This is a genomic window from Rhodoferax sediminis (assembly GCF_006970865.1).
GTDB lineage: Bacteria > Pseudomonadota > Gammaproteobacteria > Burkholderiales > Burkholderiaceae_C > Rhodoferax_A > Rhodoferax_A sediminis.
Window position 1 is genome coordinate 289,129 of sequence record NZ_CP035503.1, and the last position, 12,459, is coordinate 301,587.

The 12,459-nt window shown below is 62.7% G+C and carries 11 protein-coding genes and 4 tRNA genes; all 15 read left to right on the plus strand.

What is annotated here, in order from left to right; translation table 11 throughout:
- Positions 1-21 precede the first annotated feature (21 nt).
- The 15 genes from trpD to rpoB all read left to right on the plus strand — a co-directional run bounded on the left by trpD (position 22) and on the right by rpoB (position 12,442).
- On the plus strand, positions 22-1,065 hold the full coding sequence (gene trpD / locus EUB48_RS01425; RefSeq protein ID WP_142817240.1) for an anthranilate phosphoribosyltransferase: 1,044 nt from the start codon (positions 22-24) through the stop codon (positions 1,063-1,065).
- Between the two features lie 7 nt (positions 1,066-1,072).
- Positions 1,073-1,864, plus strand: a complete 792-nt coding sequence (gene trpC, locus EUB48_RS01430; protein WP_142817242.1) for an indole-3-glycerol phosphate synthase TrpC — start codon at positions 1,073-1,075, stop codon at positions 1,862-1,864.
- Positions 1,865-1,941: 77 nt separating this feature from the next.
- On the plus strand, positions 1,942-2,718 hold the full coding sequence (locus EUB48_RS01435; RefSeq protein WP_142817244.1) for a uracil-DNA glycosylase: 777 nt from the start codon (positions 1,942-1,944) through the stop codon (positions 2,716-2,718).
- Positions 2,719-2,789: 71 nt separating this feature from the next.
- A tRNA-Tyr gene (locus EUB48_RS01440) sits at positions 2,790-2,875 on the plus strand.
- Between the two features lie 51 nt (positions 2,876-2,926).
- Positions 2,927-3,000: transfer RNA gene (locus EUB48_RS01445), tRNA-Gly, on the plus strand.
- A gap of 34 nt (positions 3,001-3,034) precedes the next feature.
- A tRNA-Thr gene (locus EUB48_RS01450) sits at positions 3,035-3,109 on the plus strand.
- Positions 3,110-3,193: 84 nt separating this feature from the next.
- Positions 3,194-4,384, plus strand: coding sequence for an elongation factor Tu (tuf, locus tag EUB48_RS01455; protein WP_142817246.1), 1,191 nt, complete (start codon positions 3,194-3,196; stop codon positions 4,382-4,384).
- A gap of 12 nt (positions 4,385-4,396) precedes the next feature.
- A tRNA-Trp gene (locus EUB48_RS01460) sits at positions 4,397-4,472 on the plus strand.
- Positions 4,473-4,579: 107 nt separating this feature from the next.
- Positions 4,580-4,963, plus strand: a complete 384-nt coding sequence (gene secE / locus EUB48_RS01465; RefSeq protein WP_142817248.1) for a preprotein translocase subunit SecE — start codon at positions 4,580-4,582, stop codon at positions 4,961-4,963.
- The gene (nusG, locus tag EUB48_RS01470) at positions 4,963-5,550 is read left to right on the plus strand and encodes a transcription termination/antitermination protein NusG (RefSeq protein ID WP_077559984.1); all 588 of its coding nucleotides are present in this window, start codon (positions 4,963-4,965) and stop codon (positions 5,548-5,550) included. The genes secE and nusG overlap by 1 nt, the downstream gene beginning before the upstream one ends.
- Positions 5,551-5,726: 176 nt before the next feature.
- Positions 5,727-6,158 (plus strand): 50S ribosomal protein L11, encoded by a 432-nt coding sequence (gene rplK / locus EUB48_RS01475; protein ID WP_077559983.1) that lies wholly within the window; start codon positions 5,727-5,729, stop codon positions 6,156-6,158.
- Positions 6,159-6,854 (plus strand): 50S ribosomal protein L1, encoded by a 696-nt coding sequence (gene rplA / locus EUB48_RS01480; protein ID WP_142817250.1) that lies wholly within the window; start codon positions 6,159-6,161, stop codon positions 6,852-6,854.
- Positions 6,855-7,099: 245 nt separating this feature from the next.
- Entirely contained in the window at positions 7,100-7,624 is a 525-nt protein-coding gene (gene rplJ, locus EUB48_RS01485) for a 50S ribosomal protein L10 (protein ID WP_142817252.1), read from the plus strand.
- Between the two features lie 23 nt (positions 7,625-7,647).
- Positions 7,648-8,022 carry a 50S ribosomal protein L7/L12 gene (gene rplL, locus EUB48_RS01490; protein ID WP_142817255.1) on the plus strand — a complete coding sequence of 125 codons (375 nt, stop codon included), beginning with the start codon at positions 7,648-7,650 and terminating at the stop codon, positions 8,020-8,022.
- Positions 8,023-8,329: 307 nt separating this feature from the next.
- Positions 8,330-12,442 (plus strand): DNA-directed RNA polymerase subunit beta, encoded by a 4,113-nt coding sequence (gene rpoB, locus EUB48_RS01495; RefSeq protein WP_142817257.1) that lies wholly within the window; start codon positions 8,330-8,332, stop codon positions 12,440-12,442.
- Positions 12,443-12,459: the final 17 nt, after the last annotated feature.

Below are 12,459 nucleotides of genomic sequence, written 5' to 3' on the forward strand. Positions count from 1 at the left end.
GCACAACGAGGAGCACCTTCGATGACCCAGGCCAGCAAAATCACCCCGCAGGAGGCGCTGCAGCGCACCATCGAGCACCGCGAAATCTTCCACGACGAGATGCTGCACATCATGCGGCTCATCATGAGCGGCGAGATGTCGCCCGTGATGATGGCGGCGCTGGTCACCGGCCTGCGCGTCAAGAAGGAAACCATCGGCGAGATCACCGCGGCCGCGCAGGTCATGCGCGAGTTCTCCACCAAGGTCAACGTGGCCGACCGGGCGCACCTGGTGGACATCGTGGGCACCGGCGGCGACGGCTCGCACACCTTCAACATCTCGACCTGCTCGATGTTTGTCGCCGCCGCGGCCGGCGCCAAGGTCAGCAAGCACGGCGGGCGCAGCGTCAGCAGCAAGAGCGGCAGCGCCGACGTGCTGGAGAGCCTGGGCCTGAACATCAACCTGACCCCCGAGCAGATTGCCCAGTGCATCGCGCAGGTCGGCGTCGGCTTCATGTTCGCGCCGAACCATCACCCGGCCATGAAAAACGTGGCGCCGGTGCGCAAGGAGCTGGGCGTGCGCACCATCTTCAACATCCTCGGGCCGCTCACCAACCCGGCCGGCGCGCCCAACATCCTGATGGGCGTGTTCCACCCGGATCTGGTCGGCATCCAGGTGCGCGCGCTGCAGCGCCTGGGTGCCGAGCATGCGCTGGTGGTGTACGGCAAGGACGGGATGGACGAGGTGTCGCTGGGCGCGGGTACGCTGGTGGGCGAGCTGAGAAACGGCGAAATCACCGAGTACGAGATCCACCCCGAGGATTTCGACCTGCCGATGGCCAGCAACCGCGCGCTCAAGGTCGGCGCGCCGGAGCAGTCCCGGGCCATGCTCATGAACGTGCTGGAGAACAACCACGGCGCCGCGCGCGACATCGTGATCCTGAACGCGGGCGTGGCGCTGTACGCGGCCAACGTGGCGGATTCGATGCAAGCCGGTGTCGAACAGGCCCGCAATGCGATTGAATCAGGCGCGGCGATGGCCACGCTGCAAAAGTTGATAGCGGTTTCCAAATCATTCGCGAGCTGAACACGCCATGTCCGATATCCTGAACCAGATCGTCGCCGTCAAACGCGAAGAAGTCGCCGCCGCCCTCAAACGCATGCCGCTGGCGGCCATGCGCTCGGATGCCGAATCGCGCGTCCTGACGCGCGATTTCGTCGGCGCCCTGCGCGCCAAAATCGAAGCGGGCCAGGCTGCCGTGATCGCCGAAGTCAAGAAGGCCAGCCCGTCCAAGGGCGTGCTGCGCGAAGACTTCATCCCGGCCGACATCGCGCAGAGCTACGCCGAATTCGGCGCCGCCTGCCTGTCGGTGCTGACCGACCGGCAGTTTTTCCAGGGCAGCGTGGACGCCCTGAAGCAGGCGCGCGCCTCGTGCCAGTTGCCGGTGCTGCGCAAGGACTTCATGGTCGACGCGTACCAGATCTATGAGTCGCGTGCCATCGGCGCGGATGCCATCCTGCTGATCGCTGCGGTGCTAAGCGACGCGCAGCTGGCCGAGTTCGAGGCGATCGCTCGCTCGCTCGACATGGCGGTGCTGGTCGAGGTGCACGACGCGGCCGAGCTGGCGCGCGCCCTCAAGCTCAAGACCCCGCTGATCGGCATCAACAACCGCAACCTGCGCAGCTTCGAGGTGACGCTGGACACCACGCTGGCGCTGCGCGCCGCGGTGCCTCCCGAGCGCCTGCTGGTGACCGAGAGCGGGATTTTGACGAAGGCCGACGTGCAGAAGATGCGCGCCGCCGGCGTGCATGCCTTCCTGGTCGGCGAGGCGTTCATGCGCGCCGCGGAGCCCGGCCAGGCGCTGGCGCAGCTGTTCGGGGCCTGAGCGGTGACCTGAAACTATCGTTTTGATAGCTAATTGTGCAGATAAGACAAGGGCAACAGGCCGATTTGGCGTTTGAAATGCCGGACCCGCAGGAACCGGCCGCTGCCGCGCCCGGCTCCCCGTGCGAGCGGCCGCCCACCCGGTTGCTGGATTGGGCGCCCGACCAATGGCCGGTGGGCGCGGGCTGGCAGCCCGTGATCGACCGCTTTCTGCTCAGCGCGGCGGGCCGGCAACTCGGTGCCTTCATGCGGAGCCGGCTGGCCGCCGGCGCCGTCATCTACCCGCCGCAGCCGTTTCGCGCGCTGGCGCTCACGCCGTTGGCCGGGGTGCGCGTCGTGATCCTCGGCCAGGACCCGTACCACGGGCCGGGGCAGGCAGAGGGGCTGGCGTTTTCGGTCGCGCCCGACGTCAGGCTGCCGCCGTCGCTGCGCAATATTTTCAAGGAGCGCCAGCACGATCTGGGTTTGCCGCTGCCATCCAATGGTTCCCTGGTGCACTGGGCGGAGCAGGGCGTGCTGCTGCTCAACACCAGTTTGAGCGTCGAAGACGGCCAGCCGGCCAGTCACGCCAGGCAGGGTTGGGAAGTGCTCACTGACGAAATTATCAAGACCGTGGCACAAAAGACGGAGCCGGTCGTGTTCCTGCTGTGGGGCGCGCACGCGCAGGCCAAGCAGGCGCTGGTGACGGGCGGCGATACGCTGGGAGATCCGGGTTCGCCCCATCTTGTGCTGAGCGCCAACCACCCGTCACCACTGGCCGCATTGCGGCCACCACATCCCTTTATCGGGTGTGGTCATTTCGGGCTCGCGAATGCCTTCCTGCAGCGCCTGGGCCGCCCGCCGGTGGCGTGGTAGGCCGTGCAGGCGCATGGTGGGCCGCGTTGTCCCGGCCCGAATTTTCGTGGCATAATCTGAGGTTCGCCAAAGGAGAGGTGGCCGAGTGGTTAATGGCAGCAGACTGTAAATCTGCCCTCTTACGAGTACGCTGGTTCGAATCCAGCCCTCTCCACCAGCGATGAATTGATTTTGCAGGGCGTATTGGATGTTGTTGGGTGACTCCGATGCGGGAGTAGTTCAATGGTAGAACCCCAGCCTTCCAAGCTGATGACGCGGGTTCGATTCCCGTCTCCCGCTCCAGGGTCGATTCGAGGTCGTTGAAGGTGATAAAGAAGCCCATTTGGCTCAGTGGCAGAGCACTCCCTTGGTAAGGGAGAGGTCCCGGGTCCGATTCCCGGAATGGGCACCAGTTGTTGGGTGCGCGAAGGCTCGCCGCCCGGTGTTTTGAGTTGTTGGGAAATTAGCTTTTTGCAGTCCGTCTGGAGAATTGAAAATGGCAAAAGAGAAATATGCACGCACCAAGCCGCACGTGAACGTGGGCACCATTGGACACGTGGATCATGGCAAGACCACGCTGACGGCGGCCATTGCCACCGTGCTGGCGGCCAAATTTGGCGGCGAGGCCAAAGGCTACGACCAGATTGACAACGCGCCCGAAGAGAAAGCGCGCGGCATCACCATCAACACCTCGCACGTCGAGTACGAGACCGCGAACCGCCACTACGCCCACGTCGACTGCCCCGGCCACGCCGACTATGTGAAAAACATGATCACCGGCGCGGCCCAGATGGACGGCGCCATCCTGGTGTGCTCGGCCGCCGACGGCCCCATGCCCCAGACGCGCGAGCACATCCTGCTGGCACGCCAGGTGGGCGTGCCCTACATCATCGTGTTCCTGAACAAATGCGACATGGTCGACGATGCCGAACTGCTCGAGCTCGTCGAGATGGAAGTGCGCGAGCTGCTCGACAAATACGACTTCCCCGGCGACACCACCCCCATCATCCACGGCTCGGCCAAACTGGCCATCGAAGGCGACAAGGGTGAACTGGGCGAGCAGGCCATCATGAAGCTGGCCGAGGCGCTGGACACCTACATCCCCACGCCCGAGCGCGCCATCGACGGCGCCTTCCTGATGCCGGTGGAGGACGTGTTCTCCATCTCCGGGCGCGGCACCGTGGTCACGGGCCGGGTCGAGCGCGGCATCGTCAAGGTCGGCGAAGAAATCGAGATCGTGGGCATCAAGCCCACCCTCAAGACCATCTGCACCGGCGTGGAAATGTTCCGCAAACTGCTGGACCAGGGCCAGGCCGGCGACAACGTCGGTATCTTGCTGCGCGGCACCAAGCGCGAAGAGGTCGAGCGCGGCCAGGTGCTGTGCAAGCCCGGCTCCATCAAGCCGCACACCCACTTCACCGCTGAAGTCTACGTGCTCTCCAAGGACGAAGGCGGGCGCCACACGCCCTTCTTCAACAACTACCGCCCGCAGTTCTACTTCCGCACCACCGACGTGACGGGCGCCATCGAGCTGCCCGCGGACAAGGAAATGGTCATGCCCGGCGACAACGTGACGATCACCGTCAAGCTGATCAACCCGATCGCCATGGAAGAAGGTCTGCGCTTTGCCATCCGCGAGGGCGGCAAGACCGTGGGCGCCGGCGTGGTGGCAAAAATTATCGCGTAATCGATTTGTTGTAGGGGCGTAGCTCAATTGGCAGAGCGTCGGTCTCCAAAACCGAAGGTTGATGGTTCGATTCCTTCCGCCCCTGCCACCTCCCAAAGGGTGGCAAAAAAGCCCGTCATGACCTGACGGGCTTCGGCGTCTCCAGAAGGGGCGCCCTGAATTTGAAGCAGCCGAACAAGCAGGAACAAGCCAAAAATGGCCACGTCACAAGTTGAAACCGTCAGTACCGTCGCCGATAAGGCCAAGCTTGCCATTGCGGCGGTTCTGGTCATCGGGGCGGTGGTGGCTTACTACCTGCTCGGCAAGCAGGGGCCGGTCGCCCAGTGGGCCGGATTGCTGGTGTGCCTGGGGGCGGCGGTCGTGATGTTCATGGTCTCCGAGACGGGCAGGCAGTTCACGGCTTTCGGGCGCGATTCCGTGCGCGAAGTCAAGAAGGTGGTCTGGCCGACGCGCAAGGAGGCCGTGCAAATGACGGCCTATGTATTTGCCTTTGTCGTGATCATGGCGCTGTTCCTCTGGCTGACCGACAAGACCCTCGAGTGGGCGTTTTATGACCTGATTCTGGGGTGGAAAAAATAATGACTGATGTGGTAGAAACCCCGGCCGCAGAGGCCTTCGCAGCACCGGCGAATCCCGACATGCATTGGTATATCGTGCATGCGTACTCGGGCATGGAAAAAGCCGTCGAGCGCAATATCACCGAGCGCATCAACCGCGGCGCCATGCAGGCCAAGTTTGGCCGCATCCTGGTGCCGACCGAGGAAGTGGTCGAAGTCAAGAACGGCCAGAAGAAAACCACCGAGCGGCGCCTGTTCCCCGGCTATGTTTTTGTCGAAATGGTGATGGACGACGAGACCTGGCACCTGGTGAAGCACACCAACAAGGTGACGGGTTTTGTGGGCGGCGCGAAGAATCGGCCGGCCCCGATTTCTGAGGAAGAAGTCCAGAAGATCGTCAGCCAGATGCAGGAAGGCACCGAGAAGCCGCGCCACAAGGTCGAGTTCGAGGTGGGCGAATACGTGCGCGTCAAGGAAGGCCCGTTCACCGACTTCAATGGTTCGGTGGAGGACGTCAATTACGAGAAGAGCAAGGTTCGTGTCTCGGTCACGATTTTTGGCCGGGCCACACCGGTGGAGCTGGAATTCAGCCAGATTGAAAAAACCTGAGACTGAGACATTGCGGGACAGACCACGCCCAAGCGTGCTCTGTCCCCCACTGACTAAGGACTTCGCGCTTCCCGACTCGGCGCAAAGTCCAGGGCAAGAAGAGTCGTTAACCCCGGGGAGCCGCGGTTCCAGTCCAGGGGCTGGACCCAGGCGTCAGTACCCGCAAGGAGAAAATCATGGCGAAAAAAATCGTCGGTTTTGTCAAGCTGCAAGTGCCAGCTGGTAAAGCCAATCCGTCGCCGCCCATCGGGCCGGCACTGGGCCAGCGCGGCCTGAACATCATGGAGTTCTGCAAGGCGTTCAACGCCCAGACCCAGGGCGTGGAGCCGGGCCTGCCGCTGCCGGTGGTCATCACCGCCTTTGCCGACAAGAGCTTTACCTTCATCATCAAGACGCCGCCGTCGACGATCCTGATCAAGAAGGCCGTCAAGATCGACAAGGGCTCCGCGCGTCCGCAGAGCGACAAGGTCGGCAAGATCACGCGGGCCCAGCTCGAAGAGATCGCCAAGACCAAGATGAAGGACATGACGGCTGCCGATCTGGACGCCGCGGTTCGCACCATCGCCGGTTCTGCCCGTTCCATGGGCGTGATTGTGGAGGGCGTGTAAATGACCAAGCTCACAAAACGTGAAAAAACCTACGCCGGCAAGGTCGACAGCAACAAGCTGTACCCACTGGCCGATGCTTTGGCCATCATCAAGGAATGTGCTACCGCCAAGTTCGATGAATCCATCGACGTGGCCGTGCAGCTTGGCATCGACGCCAAGAAGTCGGACCAGGTGGTGCGCGGCGCCGTCGTGCTGCCCAACGGCACTGGCAAGACCAAGCGCGTGGCCGTGTTCGCCCAGGGCGCCAAGGCGGAAGAAGCCAGGGCCGCCGGCGCTGACATTGTCGGCATGGATGATCTGGCGGCCATGGTCAAGGCTGGTGACATGCCGTTCGATGTGGTGATTGCCGCGCCCGACGCCATGCGCGTGGTCGGCACGCTGGGCCAGATTCTGGGCCCGCGCGGCTTGATGCCCAACCCCAAGGTTGGCACCGTGACCCCCGATGTGGCCACCGCCGTGAAGAACGCCAAGGCCGGTCAGGTCCAGTTCCGCGTCGACAAGGCCGGGATTGTGCATTCGACCATTGGCCGGCGCTCGTTCGATACCGACAAGCTGCAGGGCAACCTGGCGGCGCTGGTGGATGCCCTGGCCAAGGCCAAGCCCGCCTCCAGCAAGGGTGTTTATTTGAAGAAGATTGCGGTTTCCTCAACGATGGGTGTGGGTGTCCGCGTGGACACGCAAACCATCGCGGCGTAATCGCAGGAGATTCGGGCCGCCTGAAAGGGTGGCCCGGTGTGGTGGGCTGCAGGGGTTGAAAGACCGCCGCAGGCCATCCAAGACCGTTGGCGTGCAAACTGGTTGCACTTAATTCCCGAGAGGGCCAACGCAGATGGCGATCCCGCTGCAGATGGAATTGAGAGATTTCTGAAACAGTTGGTCGCTGCAATGAGGCGTGTTGAGCGGTCATAAGGGACTGGCGGCACATTTTGAAGGAGTAGACCTTGAGTCTTAATCGCAGTGAGAAAGAAGCGGTCATCAGTGATGTGACCAGCCTCGCCGCAAAAGCTCAAACGCTCGTGATGGCGGAATACCGCGGCATCACGGTCGCCGACATGACCAAATTGCGCTCCAGCGCGCGCAGCAACGGTGTGACCCTGAGTGTGTTGAAAAACACCCTGGCTCGCCGTGCTGTCGCCGGCAGCGCTTTTGAGGTGGTGTCCGACCAGATGACCGGTCCGCTGATCTATGGCTTCTCTGTCGATGCCGTGGCTGCCGCAAAAGTGGTGGCTGACTTCGCGAAAACCAACGACAAGCTGGTGATTCGCGGTGGCGCATTGAGCGGAAAAGCCCTGGACGTCAACGGCGTGAAGCAGCTGGCCAGCATTCCTCCCAAGGAAGTTTTGCTGGCTCAATTGCTGGGCTTGATGCAATCCCCGATCTCGCGGACGGCCCGTGTGCTGGCCGCGCTGGCGGAAAAACGTGGCGAAGGCCAGGCTGCCCCCGCAGCCGAAGCCGCCGCAGCTTGAACCAATATTGTTAGGAAATCAAAATGGCATTCGATAAAGACGCATTTTTGACCGCGCTGGACAGCATGACGGTCCTGGAACTCAACGAGCTGGTGAAAGCCATCGAAGAGAAGTTTGGCGTGAGCGCTGCGGCCATGTCGGCTCCGGCAGCCGCTGGCGGCGCGGCGGCTGCGGTGGCTGAAGAGCAGACCGAGTTCAACGTCATGTTGCTCGAAACCGGCGCCAACAAGGTGCAGGTCATCAAGGCCGTGCGCGAAATCACCGGCCTGGGCCTGAAAGAAGCCAAGGACCTGGTGGACGGTGCTCCGAAGGCCGTCAAGGAAGGCATTGCCAAGGCCGACGCCGAAGCTGCCAAGAAGAAACTGGAAGACGCTGGCGCCAAGGTCGAACTCAAGTAATCGATCCGTGTCCAAGGCTGGAGCGCCCGAAAAGGCCTCCAGCCTTTCGCGCTTGTTAAGCCGCTCGCAGAGCGCACCAAAAAGCAACGTGCCCACGCTGTTTTTTAGTGTCTTCTGGCTCCGACTGCAGAAGATGCCTTGGTTCGGGCGATGTGCAATGCATCGCCGTCCGCCAATGGTTGGTAGTGGCCAACCACCAAGAATGTTGAGAGTTTGGGGATGGACCGGCCGATGGCGCCGCTCTGCCCCCAGCTGGTTTAAGCGCTCAACGCGACAGTCGCCAAAGACCTCATAGCCCGGAGATCTCATGGCCTATTCATATACCGAACGCAAGCGGATTCGCAAAAGTTTCGGCAGCCGCGACAGCGTGCTGGAAGTTCCCTACCTGCTGCAAATGCAAAAGGACGCCTACACGGCGTTCCTGCAAGCCGATGTGGCGCCGCAAAAGCGCACCATCGAAGGTCTGCAGGCCGCATTCACGGCCGCTTTCCCCATCGTCTCGCACAACGGGTTTGTCGAGATGAAGTACCTCGAATACAACCTGGCCAAGCCCGCGTTCGATGTGCGCGAATGCCAGACCCGTGGATTGACGTTTGCCTCCGCGGTGCGTGCCAAGGTGCAGCTCATCATCTATGACCGCGAGTCTTCGACCTCGCAGTCCAAGGTCGTGAAAGAGGTGAAGGAGCAGGAAGTCTACATGGGCGAAGTGCCGCTCATGACCGACAAGGGCTCGTTCATCATCAACGGCACCGAGCGCGTGATCGTGTCGCAGCTGCACCGCTCGCCGGGCGTGTTTTTCGAGCACGACAAGGGCAAGACGCACAGCTCGGGCAAGCTGCTGTTCTCGGCGCGCATCATTCCCTACCGCGGCTCGTGGCTCGACTTCGAGTTCGACCCGAAGGACATGCTGTATTTCCGCGTGGACCGCCGCCGCAAGATGCCGGTCACCATTTTGCTCAAGGCCATTGGCCTGAACCCGGAATCGATCCTCGCGAACTTCTTCGTCAACGACAACTTCCGCCTGATGGACAGCGGCGCGCAGATGGAGTTCGTGGCCGAGCGCCTGCGCGGCGAGGTCGCCCGCTTCGACATCACCGACAAGTCGGGCAAGGTGGTGGTTGCCAAGGACAAGCGCGTCACCGCGCGCCACACGCGCGAACTCGAACAGTCAGAGACCACGCACATCAGCGTACCGGAAGATTTCCTGGTGGGGCGCATCGTCGCGCGCAACATTGTGGACGGCGATACTGGCGAGATCATTGCCAAGGCCAATGACGAGTTGACCGAAGCCCTGCTCAAGAAGCTGCGCACCGCCGGCGTGCAGGAGCTGCAGTGCATCTACACCAATGAACTCGACCAGGGCGCCTACATCTCGCAGACGCTGCGCATCGACGAAACGGTAGACGAGTTTGCCGCCCGTGTGGCCATCTACCGCATGATGCGCCCCGGCGAGCCGCCGACCGAGGATGCCGTGCAGGCCCTGTTCCAGCGCCTGTTCTACAACCCGGACACCTACGACCTGTCGCGCGTGGGCCGCATGAAGTTCAACGCCAAGATGGGCCGCGCCGAGTCGACCGGCCCGATGGTCCTGACCAATGAGGACATCCTCGCCGTGGTCAAGATCCTGGTGGACCTGCGCAACGGCCGCGGCGAGGTCGATGACATCGACCACCTCGGCAACCGCCGTGTGCGCTGCGTCGGCGAACTGGCCGAAAACCAGTACCGCACCGGTCTCGCCCGTATCGAGAAGGCCGTGAAGGAACGTCTGGGTCAGGCCGAGCAGGAGCCCCTGATGCCGCACGACCTGATCAACAGCAAGCCGATTTCTGCGGCGCTGAAGGAGTTCTTCGGTGCGTCGCAGCTGTCGCAGTTCATGGACCAGACCAACCCGCTGGCGGAAATCACGCACAAGCGCCGCGTCTCGGCCCTCGGCCCGGGCGGTTTGACGCGCGAGCGCGCCGGCTTCGAGGTGCGCGACGTGCACGTCACGCACTACGGCCGCGTCTGCCCGATTGAAACGCCCGAAGGCCCGAACATCGGCCTGATCAACTCGCTGGCCCTGTATGCGCGCCTGAACGAATACGGCTTCATCGAGACGCCGTACCGCCGCGTGGCCGACAACAAGGTCACGATGCAGATCGACTACCTGTCGGCCATCGAGGAAGGCAAGTACGTGATCGCCCAGGCCAATGCGCTGCTGGACAAGGACGGCAAGCTCACGGGCGAACTGGTCTCCGCGCGGGAAGCCGGCGAATCGATCCTGTGCAGCCCCGAGCGTGTCCAGTACATGGACGTGTCGCCCGCGCAGATCGTGTCGGTGGCCGCCTCGCTGGTGCCGTTCCTGGAGCACGATGACGCCAACCGCGCCCTGATGGGCGCCAACATGTCGCGTCAGGCCGTGCCTGTGCTGCGCCCGGAAAAGCCGCTGGTCGGCACCGGCATCGAGCGCGTGGCGGCGGTGGACTCCGGCACCGTGGTGACGGCGAATCGCGGCGGCGTGGTGGACTACGTGGACGCCACCCGCATCGTGATCCGCGTCAACGACGCCGAGGCGCAAGCCGGCGAAGTGGGTGTGGACATCTACAACCTGATCAAGTACCAGCGTTCCAACCAGAACACCAACATCCACCAGCGCCCCATCGTGAAGAAGGGCGAGAAGCTGGCCAAGGGCGACGTGATTGCCGACGGCGCCTCGACCGACCTGGGCGAGATCGCCATCGGCCAGAACATGCTGATCGCCTTCATGCCCTGGAACGGCTACAACTTCGAGGACTCGATCCTGATCAGCGAACGTGTGGTGGCCGAAGACCGCTATACCTCGATCCACATCGAGGAACTCGTGGTGATGGCGCGCGACACCAAGCTCGGGGCCGAAGAAATCACGCGTGATATTCCGAACCTGTCCGAGCAGCAGCTGAACCGCCTGGACGAGTCCGGCATCATCTACGTCGGCGCCGAAGTCATGCCGGGCGACACGCTGGTCGGCAAGGTCACGCCCAAGGGCGAGACCACGCTGACGCCCGAAGAAAAACTGCTGCGCGCGATCTTCGGCGAGAAGGCCAGCGACGTGAAGGACACCTCGCTGCGTGTCGACCAGGGCTCGCAGGGCACGGTCATCGACGTACAGGTCTTCACGCGTGAAGGCATTGTGCGCGACAAGCGCGCCCAGCAGATCATCGACGACGAACTCAAGCGCTTCCGTCTGGACCTGAACGACCAGTTGCGCATCGTGGAAGCCGATGCGTTCGACCGCATCGAGAAACTGCTCACCGGCAAGGCGGCCAACGGTGGTCCGCAAAAGCTCGCCAAGGGCACGAAGATCGACAAGGCCTACCTCGCCTCGGTGGAGAAATTCCACTGGTTCGATATTCGCCCGGCCGAGGACGATGTGGCCGCGCAGCTGGAGAGCCTGAAGAACTCGCTCGAGCAGACGCGCCACAGCTTCGACCTGGCGTTCGAAGAAAAGCGCAAGAAGCTCACGCAGGGTGATGAGCTGCCCGCGGGCGTGCTCAAGATGGTCAAGGTGTACCTGGCCGTCAAGCGTCGCCTGCAGCCCGGTGACAAGATGGCCGGCCGCCACGGCAACAAGGGTGTGGTGTCGAAGATCGTGCCGATCGAAGACATGCCTTACATGCTGGACGGCACGCCGTGCGACGTCGTGCTGAACCCGCTGGGCGTGCCTTCGCGCATGAACGTGGGCCAGGTGCTGGAGGTCCATCTGGGCTGGGCCGGCAAGGGCATTGGCCGGCGCATCGGCGACATGCTGCAGGCCGAGGCCAAGGTGGCCGAACTGCGCCAGTTCATGGACACCCTGTACAACAGCACCGGGCGCAAGGAAGACCTGTCCAAATTGTCGGACGAGCAAGTGCTGGAAATGGCCGGCAATTTGTCGGGCGGCGTTCCGTTCGCAACACCGGTGTTTGATGGCGCGTCCGAAGAGGAAATCCGCACCATGCTCAAGCTGGCGTATCCCGACGATATCGTCCGGCGCAAGGGCCTGACCGAAGCGCGTACCCAGGCCCATTTGTACGACGGCCGTACCGGGGACGCGTTCGAGCGGCCGACGACGGTGGGCTACATGCACTTCCTGAAGCTGCACCACCTGGTGGACGACAAGATGCACGCGCGCTCGACGGGTCCTTACAGCCTGGTCACGCAGCAGCCGCTGGGCGGCAAGGCACAGTTTGGCGGCCAGCGTTTCGGCGAGATGGAAGTGTGGGCGCTGGAAGCCTACGGCGCGGCCTACACGCTGCAGGAAATGCTCACCGTCAAGTCCGACGACGTGCAAGGCCGTACCAAGGTGTACGAAAGCATTGTCAAGGGCGAGCACGCTATTGAAGCCGGGATGCCGGAATCGTTCAATGTTCTGGTCAAGGAAATCCGTTCGCTCGGCATCGATATTGAGCTCGAGCGCTCGTAATCACAGGGAAAGGATTT

What these genes read in the sequence shown, in the direction of transcription:
- trpD (WP_142817240.1), top strand. Translation starts at nt 22, where the DNA reads ATGACCCAGGCCAGCAAAATCACCCCGCAGGAGGCGCTGCAGCGCACC.
- trpC (WP_142817242.1), top strand. Translation starts at nt 1,073, where the DNA reads ATGTCCGATATCCTGAACCAGATCGTCGCCGTCAAACGCGAAGAAGTC.
- EUB48_RS01435 (WP_142817244.1), top strand. Translation starts at nt 1,942, where the DNA reads ATGCCGGACCCGCAGGAACCGGCCGCTGCCGCGCCCGGCTCCCCGTGC.
- tuf (WP_142817246.1), top strand. Translation starts at nt 3,194, where the DNA reads ATGGCAAAAGAGAAATATGCACGCACCAAGCCGCACGTGAACGTGGGC.
- secE (WP_142817248.1), top strand. Translation starts at nt 4,580, where the DNA reads ATGGCCACGTCACAAGTTGAAACCGTCAGTACCGTCGCCGATAAGGCC.
- nusG (WP_077559984.1), top strand. Translation starts at nt 4,963, where the DNA reads ATGACTGATGTGGTAGAAACCCCGGCCGCAGAGGCCTTCGCAGCACCG.
- rplK (WP_077559983.1), top strand. Translation starts at nt 5,727, where the DNA reads ATGGCGAAAAAAATCGTCGGTTTTGTCAAGCTGCAAGTGCCAGCTGGT.
- rplA (WP_142817250.1), top strand. Translation starts at nt 6,159, where the DNA reads ATGACCAAGCTCACAAAACGTGAAAAAACCTACGCCGGCAAGGTCGAC.
- rplL (WP_142817255.1), top strand. Translation starts at nt 7,648, where the DNA reads ATGGCATTCGATAAAGACGCATTTTTGACCGCGCTGGACAGCATGACG.
- rpoB (WP_142817257.1), top strand. Translation starts at nt 8,330, where the DNA reads ATGGCCTATTCATATACCGAACGCAAGCGGATTCGCAAAAGTTTCGGC.